This is a genomic window from Longimycelium tulufanense, from assembly GCF_014645795.1.
GTDB lineage: Bacteria > Actinomycetota > Actinomycetes > Mycobacteriales > Pseudonocardiaceae > Longimycelium > Longimycelium tulufanense.
Map to the genome: position 1 here is coordinate 53,004 of NZ_BMMK01000024.1, position 24,090 is coordinate 77,093.

At 71.9% G+C, this 24,090-nt stretch carries 23 protein-coding genes; 20 read left to right on the forward strand and 3 right to left on the reverse strand.

The genetic code is table 11. The features are described 5' to 3' along the window. Positions 1 to 966 precede the first annotated feature (966 nt). The 3 genes from IEY55_RS21995 (at position 967) to IEY55_RS22005 (ending at position 3,505) form a co-directional block, all read left to right on the forward strand. Positions 967 to 1,998: an NAD-dependent epimerase/dehydratase family protein gene (locus IEY55_RS21995; protein WP_189060417.1), complete on the forward strand. Its 1,032-nt coding sequence runs from the start codon at positions 967 to 969 to the stop codon at positions 1,996 to 1,998. 25 nt (positions 1,999 to 2,023) lie between these two features. Continuing rightward, a complete protein-coding gene (locus IEY55_RS22000) occupies positions 2,024 to 2,959 on the forward strand; it encodes a lysophospholipid acyltransferase family protein (RefSeq protein ID WP_373290045.1) in 936 nt (311 codons plus the stop codon). Positions 2,960 to 3,022: 63 nt separating this feature from the next. Beyond that, positions 3,023 to 3,505: a YbjQ family protein gene (locus IEY55_RS22005; protein WP_229686628.1), complete on the forward strand. Its 483-nt coding sequence runs from the start codon at positions 3,023 to 3,025 to the stop codon at positions 3,503 to 3,505. Between the two features lie 403 nt (positions 3,506 to 3,908). Here IEY55_RS22005 and IEY55_RS22010 read toward each other — a convergent pair whose 3' ends face one another. The 3 genes from IEY55_RS22010 to IEY55_RS22020 form a co-directional block, all read right to left on the reverse strand. Then, on the reverse strand, positions 3,909 to 4,748 hold the full coding sequence (locus IEY55_RS22010) for an HAD family hydrolase (protein ID WP_189060461.1): 840 nt from the start codon (positions 4,746 to 4,748) through the stop codon (positions 3,909 to 3,911). Between the two features lie 247 nt (positions 4,749 to 4,995). Next, entirely contained in the window at positions 4,996 to 6,270 is a 1,275-nt protein-coding gene (locus IEY55_RS22015; protein WP_189060419.1) for a DUF5667 domain-containing protein, read from the reverse strand. Between the two features lie 136 nt (positions 6,271 to 6,406). After that, positions 6,407 to 7,108 carry a sigma-70 family RNA polymerase sigma factor gene (locus IEY55_RS22020; protein WP_189060420.1) on the reverse strand — a complete coding sequence of 234 codons (702 nt, stop codon included), beginning with the start codon at positions 7,106 to 7,108 and terminating at the stop codon, positions 6,407 to 6,409. Positions 7,109 to 8,121: 1,013 nt separating this feature from the next. On the opposite strand from IEY55_RS22020, the gene IEY55_RS22025 reads away from it, so the two are divergent. The 17 genes from IEY55_RS22025 to IEY55_RS22105 all read left to right on the forward strand — a co-directional run bounded on the left by IEY55_RS22025 (position 8,122) and on the right by IEY55_RS22105 (position 23,946). Then, positions 8,122 to 9,279 (forward strand): acyl-CoA dehydrogenase family protein, encoded by a 1,158-nt coding sequence (locus tag IEY55_RS22025; RefSeq protein ID WP_189060462.1) that lies wholly within the window; start codon positions 8,122 to 8,124, stop codon positions 9,277 to 9,279. A gap of 252 nt (positions 9,280 to 9,531) precedes the next feature. Further along, a complete protein-coding gene (locus IEY55_RS22030) occupies positions 9,532 to 9,771 on the forward strand; it encodes a glutaredoxin family protein (protein ID WP_189060463.1) in 240 nt (79 codons plus the stop codon). 1,243 nt (positions 9,772 to 11,014) lie between these two features. Next, positions 11,015 to 11,842, forward strand: a complete 828-nt coding sequence (locus IEY55_RS22035) for a redox-sensing transcriptional repressor Rex (RefSeq protein WP_189060421.1) — start codon at positions 11,015 to 11,017, stop codon at positions 11,840 to 11,842. After that, on the forward strand, positions 11,839 to 13,173 hold the full coding sequence (locus IEY55_RS22040; protein ID WP_189060422.1) for a glutamyl-tRNA reductase: 1,335 nt from the start codon (positions 11,839 to 11,841) through the stop codon (positions 13,171 to 13,173). Before IEY55_RS22035 ends, IEY55_RS22040 begins: the two co-directional genes overlap by 4 nt. Further along, the gene (gene hemC, locus IEY55_RS22045; protein ID WP_189060423.1) at positions 13,170 to 14,117 is read left to right on the forward strand and encodes a hydroxymethylbilane synthase; all 948 of its coding nucleotides are present in this window, start codon (positions 13,170 to 13,172) and stop codon (positions 14,115 to 14,117) included. The genes IEY55_RS22040 and hemC overlap by 4 nt, the downstream gene beginning before the upstream one ends. Before the next feature lie 19 nt (positions 14,118 to 14,136). Continuing rightward, a complete protein-coding gene (locus tag IEY55_RS22050; RefSeq protein WP_189060424.1) occupies positions 14,137 to 15,669 on the forward strand; it encodes a bifunctional uroporphyrinogen-III C-methyltransferase/uroporphyrinogen-III synthase in 1,533 nt (510 codons plus the stop codon). A gap of 84 nt (positions 15,670 to 15,753) precedes the next feature. Further along, on the forward strand, positions 15,754 to 16,740 hold the full coding sequence (gene hemB, locus IEY55_RS22055) for a porphobilinogen synthase (RefSeq protein WP_189060425.1): 987 nt from the start codon (positions 15,754 to 15,756) through the stop codon (positions 16,738 to 16,740). Further along, positions 16,737 to 17,276: a hypothetical protein gene (locus IEY55_RS22060; protein ID WP_189060426.1), complete on the forward strand. Its 540-nt coding sequence runs from the start codon at positions 16,737 to 16,739 to the stop codon at positions 17,274 to 17,276. Before hemB ends, IEY55_RS22060 begins: the two co-directional genes overlap by 4 nt. Before the next feature lie 46 nt (positions 17,277 to 17,322). Then, complete coding sequence (locus IEY55_RS22065; protein WP_189060427.1) at positions 17,323 to 17,910, forward strand: hypothetical protein; 588 nt, start codon at positions 17,323 to 17,325, stop codon at positions 17,908 to 17,910. A 90-nt stretch (positions 17,911 to 18,000) separates the two neighbouring features. Further along, on the forward strand, positions 18,001 to 18,537 hold the full coding sequence (locus tag IEY55_RS22070) for a hypothetical protein (protein ID WP_189060428.1): 537 nt from the start codon (positions 18,001 to 18,003) through the stop codon (positions 18,535 to 18,537). Positions 18,538 to 18,754: 217 nt separating this feature from the next. Continuing rightward, positions 18,755 to 19,402 (forward strand): DUF3824 domain-containing protein, encoded by a 648-nt coding sequence (locus IEY55_RS22075; protein WP_189060429.1) that lies wholly within the window; start codon positions 18,755 to 18,757, stop codon positions 19,400 to 19,402. Beyond that, positions 19,399 to 19,866 carry a hypothetical protein gene (locus IEY55_RS22080; protein ID WP_189060430.1) on the forward strand — a complete coding sequence of 156 codons (468 nt, stop codon included), beginning with the start codon at positions 19,399 to 19,401 and terminating at the stop codon, positions 19,864 to 19,866. Before IEY55_RS22075 ends, IEY55_RS22080 begins: the two co-directional genes overlap by 4 nt. A 476-nt stretch (positions 19,867 to 20,342) precedes the next feature. Further along, positions 20,343 to 20,780 carry a transport-regulating membrane protein Mce1N gene (mce1N, locus tag IEY55_RS22085; protein ID WP_189060431.1) on the forward strand — a complete coding sequence of 146 codons (438 nt, stop codon included), beginning with the start codon at positions 20,343 to 20,345 and terminating at the stop codon, positions 20,778 to 20,780. A gap of 13 nt (positions 20,781 to 20,793) precedes the next feature. Continuing rightward, positions 20,794 to 21,141 (forward strand): hypothetical protein, encoded by a 348-nt coding sequence (locus tag IEY55_RS22090; protein WP_229686629.1) that lies wholly within the window; start codon positions 20,794 to 20,796, stop codon positions 21,139 to 21,141. A 224-nt stretch (positions 21,142 to 21,365) separates the two neighbouring features. Further along, a complete protein-coding gene (gene hemL, locus IEY55_RS22095) occupies positions 21,366 to 22,703 on the forward strand; it encodes a glutamate-1-semialdehyde 2,1-aminomutase (RefSeq protein WP_189060432.1) in 1,338 nt (445 codons plus the stop codon). After that, complete coding sequence (locus tag IEY55_RS22100) at positions 22,700 to 23,329, forward strand: histidine phosphatase family protein (RefSeq protein WP_189060433.1); 630 nt, start codon at positions 22,700 to 22,702, stop codon at positions 23,327 to 23,329. The genes hemL and IEY55_RS22100 overlap by 4 nt, the downstream gene beginning before the upstream one ends. After that, positions 23,326 to 23,946 (forward strand): TlpA family protein disulfide reductase, encoded by a 621-nt coding sequence (locus IEY55_RS22105; protein ID WP_189060434.1) that lies wholly within the window; start codon positions 23,326 to 23,328, stop codon positions 23,944 to 23,946. The genes IEY55_RS22100 and IEY55_RS22105 overlap by 4 nt, the downstream gene beginning before the upstream one ends. Positions 23,947 to 24,090 lie beyond the last annotated feature (144 nt).

Here is a 24,090-nt window from a genome sequence, read left to right on the forward strand (position 1 = left end):
TCGCCCGGGGCCAGTCGACCGGCTTCCCCCGCGACCCCCATCGCAAGGTGCTCCCGGTCCGCATCTTGGTCCCGCGTCCTCCAGACGCTTCCCAACATGCGGCCAGCGCCTGGAATGCCCAGGCCGGCACTGAGGGAGCACTCGTGTGTTCTCCAGCCTCGTATCCCCGCGCCAAGAATCGGCGCGGCTGCCCCACCATCCAGTCACGCTCATCTACGTGGTCAGACCCGGCGCGCCTACCACCGCAGGTCACCTGTTGCCAGGGGATTGGGGAAGATTCTCGCCCGGAGTCCCTCGTCCATTGGGGCGGTCAGTGCGCAGAGTTCGCGTGCACATTCGTTCGGTAACGACCGAACGGATTTGTCCAATACCCAACGCGCGTCGCCGGGTGGTGAGCTGCACGAGCAGACTTGCGCCCACCACACTGACCCACAGGGGGCAAACATGCCCCCAGCGCGCCGGCTCGCGAACTGGTGCAGCCGCGGACTGCTCCCATCCATGCGGTGAGGGCGTGTGCCAACGCTGCCCGGCCACAGTCGGGTTCGCTCGAGCCGCGCGATCTCGTACAGCGTTCGCCGAGAGACACCCGCGACAAGGGGGATTCGTTCGTTGGGACGTCGTCGGCGGTGCAGTGCCGCGCAGACCTCGCCCGGCCGCCTACGCGGCATGGTCCTTTCGGTGTGACGAGATGAGGATCATGCTCGCGAACTTGCACAAGCTGGAAAACGGTTCCCACGGCTCGCATTCGTGTGCCCGCCGTCCAGCTCCGTGCCCGCGACCCTCCGGAGTGGTCGGAGCCTTCCCGCAACCTCCCGGCCAAGAGCCGGAAACCGGACTGCTGTCCACTGGGGTCCGCCCACTGGAACGCGTGCCGCCGACGGGGTGGTCCGCGCTTCCCGCAATTTCCGGTACCCCTCGTTACCGGTAGTATCACGGGTGATCACCGCCCGTGTCCGCAGGAGTCGCATGGCGCCCAGGATCGTCCTCGTCACCGGCGTGAGCCGGTTCCTCGGCGGCCACCTCGCCGCCCGGCTCGCCGCCAACCCGGAGATCGAACGCGTGCTCGGGGTCGACACCGTGCCGCCGTCCCGCGACCTGCGGCGACGGATGGGCCGCACGGAGTTCGTCCGGGCCGACATCCGCAACCCCCTCATCGCCAAGATCATCCTCCGTGCCGGGGTCGACACCGTGGTGCACACCTCGGTCACCGCCAGCCCGGCCGGGCCGCGCTCGGCGACGAAGGAGATGAACGTCATCGGCACGATGCAGCTCCTGGCGGCGTGTCAGAAGTCGCCGCAGGTCAGCAAGTTCATCGTGAAGTCCACGGCCGCGGTCTACGGGGCCAGCTCCCGCGATCCCGCGATGTTCACCGAGAACATGGGACCCAAGGACCTGCCGTCGTCCGGCTACGCCAAGGACGCCGTGGAGGTGGAGGGCTACGTCCGCGGGTTCGCCCGCCGGCGGCCCGACGTCGCGGTCAGCACGCTGCGCTTCGCCAACGTCGTCGGGCCGCGCATCGACACGTTGCTGACCCGATACTTCGCCCTTCCCGTCGTGCCGACCGTGCTGGGTTACGACGCCCGGGTCCAGCTGCTGCACTCCGAGGACGCCCTGGCCGTGCTGGAACGAGCCACGCTGAACCACCTGCCCGGCGTCTACAACGTCGGCGGTGACGGGGTCCTCATGCTGTCCCAGGCGATCCGCCGGGCCGGGCGGGTCCCGCTGCCCGTGCCGGCGATGGCGGTACAGCCGGTCGGCCGGCTCTTCCGCAGCGCCCGGCTGGTCGATCTCTCACCGGAGCAGGTGCGGTTCCTCAACTTCGGCCGGGTGGTGGACAACACACGGCTGAAGACCGAGTTCGGCTTCACGCCGCGCTGGACGACGCGGCAGGCGTTCGACGACTACGTGCACGGGCGTGCGTTGCGGCCGCTCGTCGGTCCCGAGCACATCACCGCCATGGAACGGGGGATTCTGGATGCCGTCACGCGGATCCGCTGACACGCGCCGCGGAAGGGAGAACGAGGTGACGGAGGCACAGATCATCCCGCTGCGCCCGAGGCACGGGCAGCACCGGACAACAACCCCGATCGACTCCGCGCCCGCGCCGGAGGAACGCGACGACTGGGAGCAGCAGCTCGCCGACCTCCTCGCCTTCCTCCGCCGTCGCGCCACCGGCGACTACGAGGTGGACGAGTTCGGCTTCGACCGCGAACTGACCGAGAACCTTTTCCTGCCCCCGTTGCGACCGCTGTACCAGAAGTGGTTCCGGGTCGAGACGATCGGCATCCATAACGTGCCCAGCGAGGGCGGGGCGCTGGTGGTGGCCAACCACTCCGGCACGCTGCCGCTGGACGCGTTGATGACCGCGCTGGCGCTCCACGACGAGCACCCGAGTGGGCGGCACCTCCGGATGCTCGGCGCCGACCTGGTTTTCCGGCTACCGCTGATCGGCACCCTCGCCCGCAAGGCCGGACACACGCTGGCCTGCAACCCCGATGCCGAACGCCTGCTCAGCTCCGGCGAGCTGGTAGGGGTGTGGCCGGAGGGCTTCAAGGGCATCGGCAAGCCGTTCCGCGATCGGTACAAGCTGCAGCGATTCGGTCGCGGAGGGTTCGTCTCCGCGGCGTTGCGCACGGGTGTGCCGATCGTGCCGTGCTCGATCGTCGGGGCCGAGGAGATCTACCCGATGATCGGCGACATCAAGCCGCTGGCCCGGCTGCTGGGGTTCCCCTACTTCCCGGTGACCCCGTTCTTCCCGCTGTTCGGGCTGCTCGGCGCGGTTCCGTTGCCCTCGAAGTGGTACATCGAGTTCGGCGAGCCGGTCTCGACCGCGGACTACGAGCCGGGAGCGGCGGACGACCCGATGCTGGTGTTCAACCTCACCGACCAGGTCCGGGAGACGATCCAACAGACCCTGTACCGGCTGTTGACCCAGCGGCGGAACACCTTCCTCGGTTGACCTGCGCCGGAGGGCTCACCCGTTCACGCGGGTGTCACTCCGACGGGGGTTAGCATTCCGCGCGTGGGTCAGCCGATGCCGCAGCAGCAGCCATTTCCCATCCTCGTCTCGACGATGAACGACCTGCCCGGGTACCGGGTGGCGCACGTCTTCGGCGAGGTGTTCGGGCTCACCGTGCGCAGCCGCAACATGTTCTCCAACCTGGGCGCGAGCTTCAAGGCGCTCGCCGGCGGCGAAATCACCCAGTACACGCAGATGCTTGCCGAGTCGCGGAACGAGGCGGTCGGCAGGCTGTGCCAGTCGGCGGTGGCGATGGGTGCGAACGCGGTGCTCGCGATGCGGTTCGACTGCAACGAGATCGCGGGCACGATGAGCGAGGTCGCGGCGTACGGGACCGCGGTCTACGTGGTGCCGGCCAACCAGCCGCCCGCCCCGCAACAGGCGGCGCAGGTCGCACCGCAGCAGGCAGGCGCGCACCAGACGGGGCCGCAGGCTGCACAGCCGCAGGCCGGGCAGTACCACCCGCAGCAGGTGCCGCAGGGCTGATCATCCGGAGCTACGCGCGTGCGTCCGTTCATTGGGGACGGAGCACGCTTTGCCATGTTTGGTGGCGTCCGTCCCACGGCCGATCGCCGCTGCTCGAGGTTCGGGGGACGGGGATGCGGCAGGCGCTCCTGTGGCGAGATGTGGCATCAGGTGTGCGGATTTGTGGAGCGCGGTGTCGTGGGATGTCACACTCGGCCGCAAATTTGAATGACACGCCGTGGATTCCACTATCGGGTGTTGGCGGCGGATTTGGGGGATGCTTACCTTCGGCGGCATGCGAAATCGCGGAGATCAGCGGGAGGCGAGTCTCTCCCGCAACTCGGAAACCGTTGTGCCAGCGTGGATCCGGCGGCTCGCCGGTGCCCTGGGACGCGCATTGCGGCGGCCGCCCCCAAAGCGCCGGTTACGCGTTCCGGCGGCGATAGGCCAGGCCGGCCGCGACGGCCCCGGCGAGCGCGCCCGCGCCCAGCACCGAGGGCACCCCGATCCGGGCGGCCTTGCGGCCGGTGCGGAAGTCCCGCACCTCCCAGCCGCGGGAGCGGGCGACGTCGCGCAACCCGCCGTCCGGATTGACCGCGACCGCCGTGCCGACCACGGACAGCATGGGAACATCGTTCACCGAGTCCGAATAGGCGGTGCAGCGGCGCAGGTCGAGCCCTTCCTTGGCGGCCAGCGCCCGGACCGCGTGCGCCTTGGCCCGGCCGTGCAGGAGATCGCCCACCAGCCGTCCGGTGTAGACCCCGTCGACGCTCTCGGCGACAGTACCCAGCGCGCCGGTGAGGCCGAGCCGGCGGGCGATGATCTGCGCGAGCTCCACCGGGGTGGCGGTCACCAGCCACACCCGCTGCCCGGCCTCCAGGTGCATCTGGGCCAGCTCCCGGGTGCCCTCCCAGATGCGGTCGGCCATCAGCTCGTCGTAGATCTCCTCGCCCAGGGTGACCAGCTCCTCGACCCGGCGGCCTGCCACGAAGGACAACGCCTGCTCCCGGCTCGCCCGCACGTCGTCGGGGCTCTCCCGGCCACCGAGCCGGAACTTCACCTGCTGCCAGGCGAAACCGGCCAGATCGGCGGTGGTGAAGAACTTGCGCGCGGCGAGCCCGCGGGCGAAGTGGAAGATCGACGCGCCCATCATCATCGTGTTGTCCACATCGAAGAACGCCGCGGCCGTGAGGTCCGCCGGCACGTCGAGGACCGCCCGCTCCGCCGCGGGCGCACCGGCGACCGCGGCCTCGGCCGAGGCCATCCCGGCGAGGGCTGCCCGCCGCTCGCCGTCCACGGCCCCCTCACGCTTCCGCCGTCGTGGCACCCAGACGCCTCCAGGTCCGCTCTACAGGTGGACGTCACTGATCCCCATCGGGGCGTCCCCAGCCTAGCGACGCCGGTGGCGGCGAGGCGTGACCACCAGCCTCCCGGCGGGCCGCCGAGCGAGTGTGATCCGCGTCCACCCGATCGCTGTGCCGGGTGGTGGGCCGCGGAACGGCCGGCTGGCCTCAGCGACCGTGCCCGAGCCCGGGCAGCCTGGGCGCCACCGGCGGCACGCTCCCCAACGGGAACGGCAGTGGGCCGTGCCCCTCCGCCGGTTCCCGGCGCTGCTGACCCGGTGGGAGCTGCAGCGGGCCCCCGGAGGGGACGACCTCCGGCACGGGCAGTGGCAGCCCGGGCTTGGCCGGATGCGTGCGGTCGGGCCCGCGCTCCTCCGGTCGGGTCCGGTCGGGCTCCGGCGTCGGGGGCACGGCAAGGACCGGTGGCTCAGCCTCCCCGGTGGTCGACCCCGGACCGGTCGGCGTGGGCGGAACGCCCGTCAGCGAAGTGTCGGAAGCGCGATGGTGAACGGAGGTGGGAACGCAGGGATCGGAACTGGGTAGTGGGCCGATGTCGTCCGAGGCGCCCGCGGTCACGACCGTGCAGCCGGTGCGGCCCAGCAGCGAGGTCGCCCGCTCGCGGACCCGTTGCAGCAGCCTCGCGGTGCCGTCGGCCTTGGCGGCAGCGTCCCGGGGCAGGGCCGCGGTGGTGGCGGACAGCCGGCGCTCCTGCTGCTCGGCCCAGCCACGGAGAGTGTCGAGCAGCTGGGCATCCCCGTTGCTGCCGGTCACGGCGAGCAGGCGGGCACCCGCGGCGGCGTCGGCGTCGAAGTCGGCCAGCGCGTCCAGGTACGGGTCGGCCGAGCGGTACTCGCGGTCCACCAGGGTCTGGATCTCGCCCAGCCGGGCGGCGGCGAACTCCAGGTGCTTCGTGGCCCTGGCCGAGTCGCCGAACGCCAGGCCGAGCGAGGCCGTCTCGGCACTGCGCTTGACCGCGTAGAGCGTGTCACCGGGCAGTGCGTCCCGGCTGAGCAGCAGGCCCATGCCGGACACGGACAGCACCAGGCACGCGGCCGCGGCGAGCGCCACGACGAGCCGCCCGTGTGCGACCGAGCCCGGGTGGCGGTCGCCACGGGGCCGGCGCGGTGGGCGCACCCCACCGGCGAGGGGTCGGGGGCGCCGGGTCGGGCTGGGTGTGGCCGGCCGGTCGGACAGCTCGGCGAGGACGCGGCGACGCATCCGCTCCCGGGCATCCGGGCTGGGGGTGACGGCGGGCTCCTCGGCGGCCCGGCGCAGCAGCGCCACCACGGCCAGCTCGCTGGTCAGCCGGTCGTCGAGGCGGTCCACACCGCTGGCGGCCGTCGGTGGGACGTCGTCGTCGAGCGAGGCGGGCAGCGCGTCGACCGCGCGGGCGAAGCGCTCTCGCCTGTTGGGTCCCCGCAGGGAGCTTCGACCGCCGTTCACCGTCCCGTACCCGTTTCCCGTTGACCTGCCTGGACAAACGATTCGATGACCACTTGGGTTACGCCGCGGGGGCGTGGAGTCCGTCTGCCGGCCGTGGCCGGCACCCGCCACCCCCTCGCCCGGCGGCGTCCGCCGCTCAGCGCAGCTCCTTGGGCAGGAGCTGGGCCAGCCGCCGCACCGCCCGGTGCTGCAGGGCCTTGACCGCGCCCTCGTTGCGGCCCATCACCCGGGCCGTCTCGGCGACGGACAGCCCCTGCATGAACCGCAACACGATGCACTCGCGCTGGTCCTTGTTGAGCTGGCCGACGCAGCGGAGCAGCTCGGCGTGCGTGGCCTCGTCGAGGACCTCCTGCTCGGGGCCGGTCGAGGGGTGCCGGGGCTCGGCCAGCTCGGCCGTGGGCACCTCAAGCCGGTAGCGGCTGGACTTGACGTGGTCGAGCACGAGGTTACGGGCGATGGTGACGAACCACGCCCCGACGTCCCGTCCCTGATAGCTGATGGAGGTGATGCGGCGGAGCGCACGCAGGAAGGTCTCGCTCGTGACGTCCTCGGCGAGGCTACGGTCGCCTAGGCGGAAGAACACGTAGCGGAAGACGACGTCCACGTACCGGTCGTAAAGCCGGCCGAAGGCGTAGGTGTCACCGCGCTGCGCGGCGCGCACGAGCTCCCACGCCTCGTCCTGCTCGGGGCCCGTGGGGGTGGCCGTGCTGACGTCGTGGGTGACGTCCGGGCTGACGTGCTGGTCGGGCACGGCGGCGCCGGCACGGCCCGGATCGGGCTTTACGGGCCGGTCGAGGTCGGGGGTTCGGGGGGTGTCCTGACGGGCCGAGGGGGTCATTGCGCCGGGGATCCTCCCCTGTCCGGGGTGGTGCGGGCCAGTCCGGGAGGGGTTCGATTGCCCCGAACGGCCCAACCGGGCCGGCCGGCCCCGAGGCTGCGCCGAACGTCGGGATCGGTGCAGGCGTTCGCGTCAGAGCGGCGTCGTCCGATCGGCACGACGTACGTGGGGCGGACCGCCCACGGCAGGCCACGCGTGGCCGGTCGCATCGGGTCATGGGCCGCCGACCGCGTCGGGCCGCTGGCCGTCTGCGGCAGGCCGCTGACCACCGGCTGCATCGACCTGCGGGTTGCCGACCGCATGGCGCCATGGGGCGCCGACGGCACGGCGGGCCGCGCGGGGCGGCCAGGGGGGCCTGACGTGTGCATTGGCTGGATGCGGGGGTGGGCGGGGCGGTCCGGTGGGCCTTCGGGCCGCGTACCGGCGGGGGGAGCGAGGCGGCCGGGACACCGCGCCGGGGCCACCTGCCACGTGCTGCGCCCAGCGGGGCCGGCGCCGTGGGCGATTGGCGCGTAACGCCGTGAGCAGGGCGAACCCAGCGGTCGGGGCATCTGGCACTCCCTTGCTCGACTGCCGTGGGTGACCGCCGCCACCCTGAGCCGCGACGGCAGCATACGGGTTGTTACTGGGGGGTAGCGAGGGGGGCGGATATCGGTTGGGAGACGGTGGGCGAGGCGATCGTGCGCCGGTTGAGCATCGTGCCGGTGCCACCCGGACAGGCTCTTAACTCTCGGTCGACGATCGGTTACCGAGGGCCCATCAACTGTCACCCAGGTGGTCATGGATTGCGGCGTTCGCGCCGAGCGCCGTTCACACCTGCTCTCCAGTGGGGTTGCGCTCCCGTCCCGCCCGGCGGGCTCGTCCGCGGCCGTTGCGGGGCTGACCTGGGCCGGGAATGAGAGATGGACCACGCCCCGAAGGTCGTCTTGCTCGTGCAAGAACACTGAGATCCAACGGTCGGGCGTCCTACTATTTGGGTGTCGAGACCCGACGACGTCATGGAGGACGCCGGTATGGGCGCGCCCGTCATCGACCGCCAGCTGCCCACCGACGATGCAGCAGCGTTGCTGGACCTCACCCGCGAGCTGGCCACCCGCGAGCTCGCGCCCCGAGCCGCCGCCGCGGAGCTGCGCGGGGAGTTCCCCCGCGAGCAGTTCCGCACCCTGGGCCGGGCCGGCCTGCTCGGCCTGCCCTACCCGGAGGCCCACGGCGGCTCCTCCCAGCCCTACGAGGTGTACCTGCAGGTGGTCGAGGAGCTGGCGCGGGCCTGGCTCGCGGTGGGCCTCGGCGTCAGCGTCCACACGCTGTCCTGCCACGGCCTGGCCAACTTCGGCACCGCCGAGCAGAAGCAGCGGTGGCTGCCCGACATGCTGGGTGGCGAGCTGCTGGGCGCGTACTGCCTGTCCGAGCCGCACTGCGGGTCGGACGCGGCTGCGCTGCGCACCCGCGCCGAACAGCGGCCCGACGGCAGCTACCTGGTCAGCGGCACAAAGGCATGGACCACCCACGGCGGCGTCGCGGACTTCTACATGGTGCTGGCGCGCACCGGCGACACCGGCGCGCGGGGCATCTCCGCGTTCCTCGTGCACGCCGGCACACCCGGCATGGTGGCCGCACCGGCCGAGCGGAAGATGGGCATGAAGTCGTCGGTCACGGCGCAGGTCGTGTTCGACAAGGCGCCGGTATCGGCCGACCGCCTGATCGGCGCTCCCGGCCAGGGCTTCCGCATCGCTATGGAGGCGCTGGACGCCGGGCGGTTGGGGATTGCCGCGTGCGCGGTCGGGCTGGCGCAGGCCGCGTTGGACATCGCGGTGGACTACGCGGGTGAGCGGACCGCGTTCGGCCGGCCCGTCGGCGAGTTTCAGGGCGTGTCGTTCATGCTCGCCGACGCCGCGGCGGGGATCGAGGCGGCCCGCCAGCTGTACCTGTCGGCGGCGCGCCGCAAGGACGCCGGCCGCCCCTACTCCATCCAGGCGGCGATGGCGAAACTGGTCGCCACCGACACCTGCATGCAAGTCACCACCGACATGGTCCAGGTCCTCGGCGGCGCGGGGTACGTCGAGGACTACCCGGTGGAGCGCTACATGCGGGAGGCCAAGGTCCTGCAGATCGTCGAAGGCACCAACCAGATCCAGCGGCTGTTGATCGGACGGAGCCTTCTCGACGGGTGACGAGCCGGGTCCGGCCACTCGCCGGAGCACGCGGGTCGGGGCCGAATAAAGACGAACGCGAAACCCAGCGCGCGAACCAGGTGTGTGAGCGTTCCCTCGCCGAGGAGTGAGCCGGGTGCTCGCTCCTTTGCCGGCACTTCCCAGCCCGATGCGAACCAGCCGGGCACGCGACGCCGATAATGCGAGGACATTCTGGTGCGCGTGCCCGGGTTTCGCTCTCGGGCGCCGGTGGACGAAGGAGGAGTGAACACCGTGTCCCACGAGGTGACGGTCATGACCCGGCAAAGCTGCCCCGCCTGCGAGGTGGCCGAGGCGGACGTGCGCCGCATCTGTGCCGAGCTGGGTGTCCCATGGTCCGCGGTGGATGTCGATTCGGACTCGGAGCTGCGTGCCGAATACGGGGATCGGGTGCCGGTGATCCTGATTGACGGCAATGAGCACGGCTACTGGAAGGTCGAGGAAGAGCGCTTCCGCCGTGCACTCGCCAACTAAGACTCCGGAAAACGAAGCGGAGACTCGAAACGACGCTTGTGCTGACCGTGTATGTGTTGGCATGTCCCCGTTAGCGCTTTGTTGCCAAAGAGATCGGCCGACGAGTCGTTGCAGACATTCGGTGCGAGAGCGGCCAGGTGGCCGACATTGCGGAGTGCTGGTCATGGCTCGGCCCTGACGGGGATCGGAGAAGCTGTCAGGAACCGGGCCGGTGGGATCCCCGGGGGCAGCGGCTCGCTCGCCCAGCCCTGAGGAGGGTGGGAGGTCAGCGGGCGGAAGCGCCATCGGTCACCAGGCTTGGGCGCCGGCTGGTCGGTGCCTGGACGTCGAGCCGTGGCGGGGCCCGTGGGGCGACCGGGCAGCGGTGCACGCAGTTGGCGAAGTACCGATGGTGGCCGCGGAGCAGGTACGCCCCTGGCGTGTGGCCCAGCTCGTGCTGAGACCACAGGAGCCCACCGCCAGTTCGCCAGCAGGGTCCAGACAGCGGTGGTCGGGGTCGGGTTGCTCGGTCGTGGCGGAGGTCTCGATCAACCGCCGGAAACCATTGCTGTCCAATGGGAGCTGCCAGGCGGGCTGGGGCACGGTGGGGTGGGGCGGATTCGTCCCGGCTTCGACTCTTTCGAGATGTCCGTGCCGGAGGCCGAACTCCCCGTTCCACGGCCTCCCAACACACTGATGCTGTGCGCCGACCCTGTACCTCGACGGCGGCGCCTTTCTGACTTCTTCCGGTCACCTTGGTCGTGGTCCTGTCGCAGGGGCTCTGCTTGCCAGGCCCGGCACGGCCGATGCCTCCGTGAGCCCCTCCTGATCAGCTGATCGCCAGCAACCCGCAGTCCACCGGCGGCCCACCGGCCCGGTCGCCGGGCGGCTCGCTGTGACCGGATCGGCATGGACAGCGCCGAAACCGTGCCCGATGCTGGCGGGTGACGCCCCTCCGGGTGATCTTGGCTGCGACGGGCAACCATGTCCGGTTCGGTACCCCGACGGTGAACGGCGATTGCTCCGCTGTGCAGTCGGACCGTCACGGTGGAGCGAGGTCGACTACGCCGTTCGGGCGGTCGCCGTGACCTGTGTCGCAGCCGTCCTGTGCGTCTCGTCATGCCGTGGACGCGCAACTTTGTGCCTGCGTTCACAAGCGGCTACCGTGTCTTCGTCGCGCCGTCAAGGGCTTCGGCGGAAACCCACTCGGAATCCACCCAGGTCCACTGCGGGAGGGGCGCGCGGGTCGGCAGAGGAGTACAGCGTGGCGGCACAGCGGGACGAGGGTGACGAGGTCGTGACCGGCACCCCGACCGCCCCCGGAGCCGATCGCGCCGACGGCGCCCCCGGCGCCGACACGGCGGAGCACGTCGAGGAGCCAACGGCCCTCACCCGCGAGCGGGCGCGCGCGATCCCCGAGGCGGCGGTCGCCCGGCTGGCCGTCTACCTGCGGGTGCTGTCCGGTCTTGCGGAGCAGGGCGTGAACACGATCTCCAGTGAGGAACTGGCCAACGCGGCCGGTGTGAACTCCGCCAAACTGCGCAAGGACCTCTCCTACATCGGCTCCTACGGCACCCGTGGCGTCGGTTACGAGGTCGAGGTGCTGGTCGGCCAGATCGAGCGCATCCTCGGCCTGACCCGCAAGCACAGCGTGTGCGTCGTCGGCATCGGTAATCTCGGTCACGCCTTGGCCAACTACGGTGGGTTCCCCGGCCGCGGCTTCCCGGTCACCGCGTTGTTCGACGTCGACCCGGACCTGATCGGCGTGCCGGTCGGCGGTATCCCGGTCGATCACATCGACGACATCTCCCGCGTGGTCGCCGAGCGCGAGGTCTCCATCGGGGTGATCGCGACCCCACCCAAGGCCGCCCAGGAGGTCTGCGACCGCTTGGTCGCGGCCGGCGTCCAGTGCATCCTGAACTTCGCGCCCGTCGTGCTCCAGGTTCCGGATTACGTCGAGGTGCGCAAGGTCGACCTGGCTGTGGAGATGCAGATCTTGTCCTTCCACGTCGCACGGCGTGCCGACGAGGCCACCGAGAGCGGCGGGGGACCGGATCTGTCCGATGTGGACGGGGTGGTGATCCGCCGGTGAGCCTGCTCGCCATCGGCCTGTCCCACCGCACCGCCGAGGTGCGGGTGCTCGAGCGGGCCGCGGTGTCCGCCGACGACGCGCCGAAGCTGCTCGACGAGCTGCTTCGCTGCCCGAACGTCGGCGAGGCCGTGCTGCTCTCGACCTGCAACCGGGTCGAGGTGTACGCCGCGGTTGAGGCGTTCCACGGCGGCCTGGCCGACATCGCCGGCGTGCTGGCCCGGCACGCCGGGTTCGACGTCACCGAGCTCTTCGGGCACCTGTACGTGCACTACGCGGGCGCCGCGGCCGAGCACCTGTTCACGGTGGCCGCCGGGCTGGACTCGATGGTGGTCGGCGAGGCGCAGATCCTGGGCCAGCTCCGGACCGCCTACCAGGTGGCGGAGACGGCCGGCGCCACCGGCCGCGTGCTGCACGAGGTCGTGCAGCACGCGCTGCGCGTCGGCAAGCGCGTGCACACCGAGACCGGCATCGACCAGGCCGGTGCGTCCGTCGTCTCCGAGGCGCTGGTGGACGCCGAGGCGGTGCTCGGCGCACTGGCCAGCCGCCGGGCGGTGCTCGTGGGCGCCGGCTCGATGGGTGGCCTGGCAGCGGCCCACCTGCGCCGGGCCGGGGTGAGCGAGATCGTGGTGGCCAACCGCACCCTGGACAACGCCCGCCGGCTGGCGGAGATCACCGCCGAGGACGGCACCCCGGCCCGCGGCATCGCCCTGTCCGACCTCCCGGCCGAGCTGGCCGCCGCCGACCTGCTCGTCGCGTGTACCGGCGCGATCGGCACCGTGATCGAGGCCGACGCGGTGAGCGCCGCGCGCGGCCGGAGCACCCGCCCGCTGGTGGTCTGCGACCTCGGCCTGCCGCGCGACGTCGACCCTGCGGTCGCGGCGTTGCCCGGCATCACCGTGGTCGACCTGTGCACCCTGAAGGAGCGGCTGCACTCCGCTCCGGTCGGCGAGGAGACCCGGCGGGCCCGCGACCTGGTCGCCGACGAGGTGCGCGGCTACCTGGCGGCGCAACGCTCCGCCGAGGTCACCCCGACCGTGGCAGCGTTGCGGCAGCGGGCCGCCGAGGTGGTGGACGCCGAGCTGCTGCGGTTGGACTCCAAGCTCCCCGAGCTGGACGACGCGGTGCGCCACGAGCTGGTGCGCACGGTGCGCCGGGTCGTGGACAAGCTGCTGCACACCCCGACGGTGCGGGTCAAGGAGCTCGCGGCCGGACCCGGCGGCACCACCTACGCCGACGCGCTGCGCGAGCTGTTCGGGCTCGACCCGCAGGCGCCCGCGGCGCTGTCCACGCCGCGTACCGTCGACCACGGACAGGACGGTGACCAGCGGTGAACCGGACGCTCCGGATCGGAACCCGGGGTAGCGCGCTGGCGCTCGCGCAGACCGGCACCGTGGCCGAGGCGCTGGAACGCGCCGGTGCGCCGGTGGAGCTGGTGCGCATCACCACCCCGGGCGACCGCTCCACCGCCCCGATCGCCGAGATCGGGGTGGGTGTGTTCACCTCGGCGCTGCGCGAGGCACTGGCCAGCGGCGAGGTGGACATCGCCGTGCACTCCTACAAGGACCTGCCGACCGCACCGGACCCGCGGCTGTCGCTGGCCGCCGTCCCGGTGCGCGAGGACCCGCGGGACGCGTTGGTCGCCCGGGACGGCCTCACCCTCGGTGAGCTGCCGTCCGGCTCGACCGTCGGCACCGGCTCGCCGCGCCGCGCCGCGCAGCTGCGCGCGCTCGGTCTCGGGCTGGAAGTGGTGCCGATCCGCGGCAACGTGGACACCCGCATGCGCAAGGTTGCCGATGGCGAGTTGGACGCCGTCGTGCTCGCCCGTGCCGGGCTGGCCCGTGTCGGCCGGCTCGACGCGATCACGGAGGTGCTCGACCCACTGCAGATGTTGCCCGCTCCTGCGCAGGGCGCGCTCGCGGTGGAGTGCCGCGTCGACGACGTCGACGTCGAACACCTCCTACAGTCCACGTTGGACGATGCGGCCAGTCGGGCCGCGGTGTCCGCCGAGCGGGCCATGCTGGCCGCGCTCGAGGCGGGCTGTTCCGCGCCCGTCGGTGCACTGGCCGAGGTGGTCGAGGACATCGAGGACGACGCGGCCGGTCACGGCCGCACGGTCCTGCGGCTGTCGTTGCGAGGGGTCGCAGCAACCCCCGACGACCAGCTGATCCGTGCCTCCGCCACCGGTGAGACGACCGCAGCAGAGCAGCTGGGCCGCGAACTCGCCGCGGAACTGCTCGACCTCGGCGCCGCCGCGCTCAGCGGCCCCGGGGAGTAAATGGGATGGGGAGTGCCTGATGACCACCCGTGCGCGCAAGACCCCCGGACGCATCGCCTTCGTGGGCTCCGGCCCGGGCGACGCGGGGTTGCTCACCGTCCGGGCGCAGGAGCTGCTGACCCGCGCCTCGTTGGTGGTGACCGACCCGGACGTTCCGGCGGAGGTCGTGGCGTTGGCGCCGGAGGGAGCCGAGGTGCGGCCGGCGGTCGGTGACCCGGCCGACGTGGCCAGGGACCTGGTGAACGAGGCGAAGGCCGGTCGTCCGGTGGTGCGGCTCGTCGCCGGTGACCCGCTCACCGCCGACGCCGTGGTCCGGGAGGCGCAGGCCGTCGCCCGCACCAGCGTCGCCTTCGACGTCGTGCCGGGCGTGGCCGGCGGGACCGCGGTCCCGGCCTACGCCGGGATCGCCCTGGGCAACGCGCACACCGAGGCCGACGTCCGCGGCGACGTCGACTGGGCCGCGCTGGCCGGGTCGCCGGGCACCCTGGTGCTGCACGCCACCGGCGGGCACCTGGCCGAGGCGGCCTCGGCCCTGGTCGAGCACGGCCTGGCCGCGCAGACCCCGGTCGCCGTGACCGCCGAGGGCACCACCTGCAGCCAGCGCACCGTGGACACCACGCTGGCCACGCTGGCCGCCGACGCCGGCGAGCTGTCCGGCCCGCTGGTGGTGACCATCGGCGCGGCCGCCGGTGGCCGGTCGAAGCTGTCCTGGTGGGAGTCGCGGGCGCTCTACGGCTGGAAGGTCCTGGTGCCGCGCACCAAGGAGCAGGCCGGCGCGATGAGCGAGCGGCTGCGCTCGCACGGCGCGATCCCGGTCGAGGTGCCCACCATCTCGGTGGAGCCGCCGCGCAGCCCGGCACAGATGGAGCGCGCGGTCAAGGGCCTGGTGGACGGCCGTTACCAGTGGGTGGTGTTCACCTCCACCAACGCGGTGCGCGCGGTGTGGGAGAAGTTCCGCGAGTTCGGCCTGGACGCGCGGGCGTTCTCCGGCGTGAAGATCGCCTGCATCGGCGAGGCCACCGCGGAGAAGGTGCGCTCGTTCGGCATCTCACCCGAGCTGCTGCCCTCCGGCGAGCAGTCCAGCGATGGTCTGCTGGCCGACTTCCCGCCGCACGACGACGTGCTGGACCCGGTGGACCGGGTGTTGTTGCCGCGCGCCGACATCGCCACCGAGACCCTGGCCGCCGGCCTCCGGGAGCGTGGCTGGGAGATCGACGACGTGACCGCGTACCGGACGGTGCGCGCCGCGCCACCGCCGGCCGAGACCCGCGAGATGATCAAGACCGGCGGCTTCGACGCGGTGTGCTTCACCTCGTCGTCGACCGTGCGGAACCTGGTCGGTATCGCCGGCAAGCCGCACGCCCGCACCATCGTGGCCTGTATCGGACCGGCCACCGCCGAGACCGCCCGCGAGTTCGGCCTGCGGGTGGACGTGCAGCCGGAGGTCGCCCAGGTGCCGGCGCTGATCGAGGCGCTGGCGCAGCACGCGGCCCGGCTGCGCGCCGAGGGCGCGTTGCCGCCGCCGCGCAAGACCAAGCGCGCCCGCCGCTGACATCGGGGCACCGGGCGTGCGGGTGGGAGTTCCGCCCCGCCGCGCCCGGTGCGCCGCCGCCCCGTTCCCGAAGGGAGTGCGTCGGTGTTCCCGTCCCATCGCCCGCGTCGCCTGCGGCGAACCCCGGCCCTGCGCCGTCTGGTGTCCGAGACGACAGTCGCGCCTCGCCACCTGGTGCTGCCGATGTTCGTCAAGGAGGGCGCGGCGGATCCGATCCCGATCACCTCGATGCCCGGCGTCGTCCAGCACACCCGCGACACACTGCGCAAGGCGGCGGTGGTCGCGGTCGAGGCCGGGGTTGGCGGCCTGATGCTGTTCGGCGTTCCCGCGCGGCGGGACGCGACCGGTTCCGGTGCCCTCGACGAGAACGGCATCCTCAACGTCGCGCTCCGTGAGCTGCGTGCCGAGCTGGGTGACTCCACCGTCCTGATGGCGGATCTATGCCTGGACGAGTTCACCGACCACGGCCACTGCGGTGTGCTCGACGCCGAGGGCCGGGTGGACAACGACGCGACCTTGCGGAGCTACGGCGAGATGGCCGTGGTGCAGGCCGAGTCCGGCGCGCACCTGGTCGGCCCCAGCGGCATGATGGACGGCCAGGTCGGCGTGATCCGGGAGGCCCTGGACCGCGCCGGGCACTCCGACACCGGGATCCTCGCCTACTCCGCCAAGTACGCCTCCGCGTTCTACGGCCCGTTCCGGGAGGCGGTGGAGTCGCAGCTCACCGGGGATCGCAGGACCTACCAACAGGATCCGGCGAACTTCCGGGAGTCGATGCGCGAGGTCGAGCTGGACCTGTCCGAGGGTGCCGACGCCGTGATGGTCAAGCCCGCCCTGCCCTATCTCGACGTGCTGCGCGCGGTCGCCGACCGCTCCGACGTGCCGGTGTTCGCCTACCAGGTCTCCGGCGAGTACGCGATGATCGAGGCCGCGGTGGCCAACAGCTGGCTGGACCGCGAGCGCACCATCCTGGAGGCGCTCACCTCGATCCGCCGGGCCGGCGCCAACTCCGTGTTGACCTACTGGGCCGTCGAGGCCGCGCGCTGGCTGGCCGGGGGCGCCCACGCATGACGGTGCCCATGTCCCCGGTGGATTCCGGCGCCGCGTCCGCGCCACCACCGCCACCGCGGGCCGTCCGGCTGTCCCGGACACTGTGGATCACCGGGGCCGTGCTCGGCGCCGCCGGTTCGGTCCAGCAACTGGCCGATCGCGGCCGGTTGCTGGAGGAGCTGCGCCGCTCCAAACCGGATCTCACGCAGGAACAACTGGATTCCGCGGCCACCGGTGGCGTGCTGTTCGGGTTGCTCTTCACACTCGGCCTGCTGGCCGTCTACATCATGCTGGCCAACCGGATGGTCCGGGGCGCGAACTGGGCCAGGGTGACACTGGCCGTGATCGGCGGGCTGAGTGTCCTGTTTGGAATGATCGGTCTCGTCGGGATCTTCTCCGGCCTGGCGGCCAGCCTCGGCCTGCACGTCGGCGCGTTGGACGTCGTGATCTCGGTGCTGGTGCTCGGGCTGGACGCGGCCGCGCTGACGGCGATGTTCCTGCCTCCGGCCAACGCCTGGTTCACCCATCTCGCATGTCACCGGAACAGGCGAAACTGATCGTCTGTCGTGGATCCCGAGCCGCCGGCTGACTACGGTGCGGCGGGTGACCGGACCCGTGCAGCCCGACAACGACAAGAGGTCGGAGCCGCTCTTTCCCGCCCCGCCGCCCCCGGAGTCCATGGGTGGCATGCCCCCGCCCGGAGCCACCGGCGCGGGTGGCTATCCCGCTCCGCCGCCCATGCCGCCGGAGGCGGGCGGGCAGCCGGCACCGGAACCGCCGATGGCGGTGAAGGTCTCGTTCTGGATCTGGATCGCCAGCGCCGTGATCGGCGTGGTGATGGCGCTCGTGTCGGTCACCAACCGGGACGAGTTCACCGAGCAGCTGCGCCGGCAGAATCCGGACCTCGCCGAGGAACAGCTGCGGAGCACGGTGAACGCGGCGCTCGCGCTGTCCATCGTGCTGGCCGTGCTGGTGGCCGCGATCTACGTGTTCTTCGCGGTGAAGATGCGGGCCGGGCGCAACTGGGCGCGGATCACGCTGACCGTGGTCACGCTTGCCTTCCTGGTCCTGCAGTTCGCGGCGACCGGCGGTATCGGTTCCCTCGGCGCGCTGGTGGGCCTGGTAGCCGTGGTGCTGATGTTCCTGCCGAGTTCCAACGAATACTTCCAGGCACGGCGCCAGCAGGCGTGACGGCACCCCGGCCGGTGAGCGGGTCACGGCGAGGTCACGGGTTGGAGATATGCGCTGGCTGTGTCGAGTGCGCCCGATAGCGTCGACACCATGACGTCTCCGCAGGACCCGAACCAGGGCCCCGACCAGGGTCCGTATGGGCAGCAGCCCATGCCGGGGAGCTACCCGGCACCGCCGCCGCTGTCCGAGCCGGACACCCAGACCCTCGAACCGCCGACCGAGGTCAAGATCTCGTTCTGGCTCTGGATCGCCGGTGCCGTGCTGTCGCTGCTCGCGCCGGTGCTGTTGTTCGCCTCCCGGGACGAGTTGCTGACCGAGGCGCGGAGGACGCAGGGCGGCGAGCTCAGCCAGGCGGAGCTGGAAACGATCGTCAATGCGACGATCGGTTTTGTCGCCGTGTTCTTCCTCATCTTCGCCGGCCTCTTCGTTCTCTTTGCCTTCAAGATGAAGGCGGGCCGTAACTGGGCGCGCATCACTCTCACAGTGTTGACGGCGATCATCATGCTGTTCACGTTGGGGAGCTCGCTCACCGGCCTCATCCCGGTCCTCGTGTCGATCGTGGCCATCGTGCTGATGTTCCTGCCCAAAGCGAACGCGTACTTCCAGGCGGCCAAGCGCGTGGCCTGACCGACTGGTGACAGATCCTGGGCTGTCCCGGTGTCGCCACGCGACACCGGGACAGTCGTATTTCGGCCCGCGGCAAGCGAAATGAGGCGCGGCTCTCTCACGGTTCCCCCTGAATTCCCTACGGAGCTAGGGAAAGGCCATCTCATGCGACTGATCCTGGACGCACCGGGTCCCGGAGCGACGCGCGTCGGCTCGGCCCTGCTTTACGCTCATTCGTGTGACCAGCCCCTACGACCCGAGCCGTGACGGGCAACAACCGAGCCCGTACGTGGTGCGACCCGGCTACCCGCCACACCAGCCACCAGCGGATTACGCGCCTGTACCGGCCGCACGGGGCTGCGCTTCACAGCCGTATCCGCAGCAGGGCTTCCCGCAAGCCGGTCATGGCTACCCTTGCGCTCCGCGGCCCCGCCCGACCGAGTACGGCGAGGGCCGGCCGACTGAGGTCGACCTGGCCTTCTGGCTCTTCATCGGCAATGTGCTGCTCATGGTCACCGGCATCGCCCTGCAGTTCGTGTACCTGGACCGGATCGTGGCGATGGCGGGGGTAACCGGATCCGCCGGTGAGGCCGACGCTGTGGCCGTGGCGAGCCGAGCAGGGCTGACGTTCGGCGCCGTTGTCTCCGGTCTCGCCGCCGTACTGTGGCTGGTGTTCATCTTCATGATGCGGGCGGGGCGTCACTGGGCACGCATCGTGCTGACGATTTTCGGTGCGCTCAGCGTCGTGTTCAGCCTCGTTGGCCTTTCCCGGCCCCAGCTGCACGCGATAATGGTCGCTGGCGGGTTGCAGGTGGTGGTCCTCAGCGTCGGGACCGTCCTGATGTTCCGTCCCGCGGCCAACCGGTTCTTCGCTCAGGGCGGGTGACAGCCACGATGGTCAACGAGGGTGAACCAGAGACTCGACCGCCCGCCCCGCGTACCGCCCATCTCGCGGTCGGGTTCTTCCTGGCGCTCGCGGCTTTCGTTGTGCTGCAAGCGATCCTGCTGTGGCTGAACCAGGACGCGATGCGGCGGAACCTCGTCGACCGCGGCCTGGTCCAGGCGGCGGAGGCGGATGCGGCGGTGCGCACGCTGCTCGTGCAGAACACCGTGGTCAACGTCCTCTTCGGGGCCGCCGACGCGGGTTTCGCCCTGCTGCTGCGCCGGGGGCGGGTATGGGCTCGCGTCGCACTCACCGTGGTCGGCATGCTCCAGCTATTCCTGCTGCTGGTCGGTGGCGGGCTCACCGCCTCCGGGCTGGTCGCGTTCGCGTTGCTGGCCGCGGGGATGGCCACACTGTGGTTGCCGGCCACCAGCCGCTGGCTGGCCGAGCTGCGAAGCCTGCGGTGATGCTCGGCACCACCGCCATCCAGCCGACGCGGGAAGCCGGACCACCGGGTAAGATTCGCTCGAGGTCAGCTCCCTGATCGGGAATTTCGTCCGTCCACAGCGGACGTGCCGAGCGAGTCTGGCTCGATGTTCCTTACCTGATCACAGAAGACTGCTGCCACCGCATGGGACCGAACCCGAGATCCCATCCGCGGACGGGATGGAGCCCGTGGTGGCCCGCATGACCCGTGAGGTGTCGTTGCCCTTCCGTGTTTCCCGACCAGCTCGACGAGCCCACGTTGCTCGAGGGTCTTCAGCTGGTCACCGGCCGGGACGACCACCCAGCCCTCGACCGGCGGCTTTCCGTGTCGCCGGGGACTCCGTCCACCGGGCGGTGCCCGGCTGCTGCCAACCTGGAATCCGAGCCAGCCGGCTCCGGTAGCGGCCGCGATGGGCTCGTCTCCCCGACCGTGGGCCGTCCGCCGAAAGGAGCGCAGGTGACCGAGCGCGTGCTGTACGCCGAGCCGGGCTCGACCTGGTGGCCGGTGCTGTGGGGCCCCGCCTTCGCCCTGCTCGGCCTCGCGGTCGAGGCGCTGACCGGCGGCGGGGTGCACTGGGCCGGCTGGACCGTGGCCGCGGCCGGGCTGGCGGTCGCCGCGCTGGTCTGGGTCTACGCCCGGCGCCGGCTCTGTTCGCTCCGGCTCACGTTCGCCATCCTGCGGCAGGGCCGCGAGGAGCTTCCGGTGCGCCGGATCGCCGCCGCGGACGACGTCGGCGTCCCGGTCGGGGCGCGGGTGCTCGGCGGCGGCTGGACCCCGCCGCGTGGCACCACCGCGGTGCCGCTGCGGCTCGACGACGACAGCACCGTCCTCGCGTGGGCGCGTGACCCCGCCGCCCTGCGAGCCGCCATCCAGCGGGTTCTTCGGCGGCCGTGAGAAGCTGGTGACGATGAATGCCCAGCAGACCACGACGGCCGCCGGGCCACAGCCCCCGGCCGGGGTGCCCGGTCACCCGCCCCGGCTGCACCAGCCGTGGCGGGCCTATGTGGCCGTCGCCGAGCTGGTGCTGGCGGCGCTGCTGGTGGCAGCCGCGGTGTGGGCGTGGCGGCGCGGCATGGTGGTCGTGGAGTTCCCCCCGTTCCGGGACGGCGAGGCGCCGCAGCGGGTGGTCCGGTACCTCGGCCAGTGGCTGGCCAGCGGGGTCGGCCTGGGCCTGCTGGCCGGGGTGGCGTTGCTGGACGCGATCCGGCAGTTGGTGTTGTCCTCCCGGGTGCGCGGTCGCCGTCGCCGCCACTGAACGCCCAGCGCGGCCGGGCGGTCCGATGGCCACCCGATGGCCACGGTTCAACGGCGCCGACACGGCCGTTCACCCGGCTTGCCGCTGACGGTCCAACGGACCGATTCCACCGGGCCATCCACGCCGCGTGATCCACCCGGCAGCTCCCGCATTGCCCCGGTCGGGTGGTCGGGGTCACCGAGGGTGGGCGGGGCCGGCCCGCCCCGGGCTGCGACACTGGGGGCGTGACGGCCCCAGGTGAGACCACGGCTACCCAGACGGCAGCGTCCCGGGCCCTGTTCGACCGCGCGACCCGGGCCATTCCTGGTGGGGTGAACTCCCCGGTCCGGGCGTTTCACTCGGTCGGCGGCACCCCGCGGTTCATGGTGCGGGGCGAGGGTGCCCGGCTCTGGGACGCCGACGGCAACCGGTACGTGGACCTGGTGTGCTCGTGGGGCCCGATGATCCTCGGGCACGCCCACCCCGCCGTGGTGGAGGCGGTCGGCCGGGCCGCCACGGACGGGTTGTCCTTCGGCACGCCCACCCAGGGCGAGGTCGAGCTGGCCGAGGAGATCATCGCCCGGGTCGAGCCGGTCGAGCAGGTGCGACTGGTCAACTCCGGCACCGAGGCCACGATGAGCGCGATCCGCCTCGCCCGCGGCTTCACCGGCCGGCGCAAGGTCATCAAGTTCGCCGGCTGCTACCACGGGCACGTGGACGCCCTGCTCGCGCAGGCCGGGTCGGGTGTGGCCACCCTGGGCCTGCCCACCACGCCCGGCGTCACGGGCGCGCAGGCCGCCGACACCCTGGTGCTGCCCTACAACGACATCGAGGCCGTGCGGGCCGCCTTCGCCGAGCACGGCCCGGACATCGCCTGCGTGATCACCGAGGCCGCGGCCGGCAACATGGGCGCGGTGGCGCCGGTCCCGGGCTTCAACGCCGCCCTGCGCGAGGTGTGCCACGCGCACGGCGCCCTGCTCGTGGTCGACGAGGTCATGACCGGCTTCCGGGTGTCCCGGTCCGGCTGGTACGGGATCGACGGCGTGGCCGGCGATCTCTACACCTTCGGCAAGGTGATGTCCGGCGGGCTGCCCGCTGCGGCGTTCGGCGGCCGGGCCGACGTGATGGCCAGGCTCGCCCCGCAAGGGCCCGTCTACCAGGCCGGAACCCTGTCCGGGAACCCCGTAGCCGTCGCGGCGGGTCTGGCGACCCTGCGCAACGCCACCGACGACGTCTATGCCGCCCTGGACGCCAACTCCCGCCGCCTCGGTGACTTGATCGGCGAGGCCCTTACCGAGGTCGGCGTACCGCACCGCGTGCAGTACGCGGGCAACCTGGTCAGCGTCTTCTTCACGGCGGACGAGGTGCGCGACTACGAGGGCGCGCGGGCCGCGCAGACCTGGCGCTTCCCCCCGTTCTTCCACGCGTTGTTGGAGCGCGGCGTTTACGCTCCGCCCAGCGCGTTCGAGGCGTGGTTCGTGTCCGCGGTGTTGGATGACGCGGCGTTCGAGGTGATTGCCGGCGCGCTGCCGCACGCCGCCGCGGCCGCCGCCGCGGCCCAGTCTCCGGAGGAGGGGAGTTGACCCGTACCGTCGTCCACCTGCTCCGGCACGGGGAGGTCTACAACCCGGCGGGCATCCTCTACGGCCGGCTGCCCGGCTACCGCCTGTCCGGGACCGGGCAGCAGCAGGCCAAGCTGGTCGCCGAGCACCTCGCCGACCACGACGTGACGCACGTGGTGGCCTCGCCGCTGGAGCGGGCCCAGCAGACCGCGCGGCCGATCGCCGACGTCCACCAGCTCGAGGTGGCCGTCGACGACCGGCTGATCGAGGCGGAGAACAAGTTCGAGGGCCTGCGCGTGGCGGTCGGGGACGGTGCGCTGCGCTCCCCCCGGCACTGGCCGAAGCTGCACAACCCGTTCCGCCCGTCCTGGGGCGAGCCGTACCTGGTGATCGCGCACCGCATGCTGGCCGCGGTGCACCGGGCCCGCGCGGCCGCCGCCGGACACGAGGCGGTGTGCGTGTCCCACCAGCTGCCGATCTGGACGTTGCGCCGGTTCCTGGAGGGGCGCCGGCTCTGGCACGACCCGCGCCAGCGGCAGTGCTCGTTGGCCTCGCTGACGAGCCTGGTGTTCGCCGACGAGCGGCTGATCCGGATCGCCTACGCCGAGCCGGCCGGGCACACCGACCCCGCGGTGACCGGGGCATGAGGCCGCGGGCGGGGTCGGTCCGCCGGTACCGCGGGGTGCGCGCGGTGGTGGCCGGGCTGCTCGGGATCCTCGCCCTGGCCGGCTGCTCCACCGGCGGCGACGCGGTGGCCCGCGGCGGTGACTTCCAGTTCGTCTCGCCCGGCGGCAAGACCCGGATCTTCTACGACCCACCGGCCGACCGCGGCAGGGTGCCGGAACTGGCCGGCGAGAGCCTGATGGAGCCCGACAAGCAGGTGAAGCTCTCCGACTTCGCCGGCAAGGTCGTGGTCATCAACATCTGGGGATCGTGGTGCGCGCCGTGCCGGGCGGAGGCGGACGACCTGCAGCGGGTGTACGAAGCGACCCGGGACTCCGGGGTGCAGTTCCTCGGCATCGACGTCCGCGACTTCGACCGGACCGCCGCCCAGGACTTCGAGCGCAACAGCGGAATCACCTACCCGTCGGTCTACGACCCGTCGGGCAGGACGCTGCTCGCGTTGAAGGGCTACCCACGCAACGTGGTGCCGTCGACGATCCTGCTCGACCGGCAGCACCGGGTCGCCGCGGTGTTCCTGGAGCCGCTGCTGGACTCCGACCTCAAGCCCGCGGTGGAGAAGCTGGTCGCCGAGTCGGCCTGACCCGCGCCGGTGGCCCGCCCGGGCCGGAATCGGGCGAATGCCGCAGGTCACCCGTGTGGTGGCCCGGTGCAAGGTCATGTCGCGTCGCTACGTATTCTGGTTCGCCGTGAGCGGCACCGACTTCACCAGCCTGGCCTCCTCGGG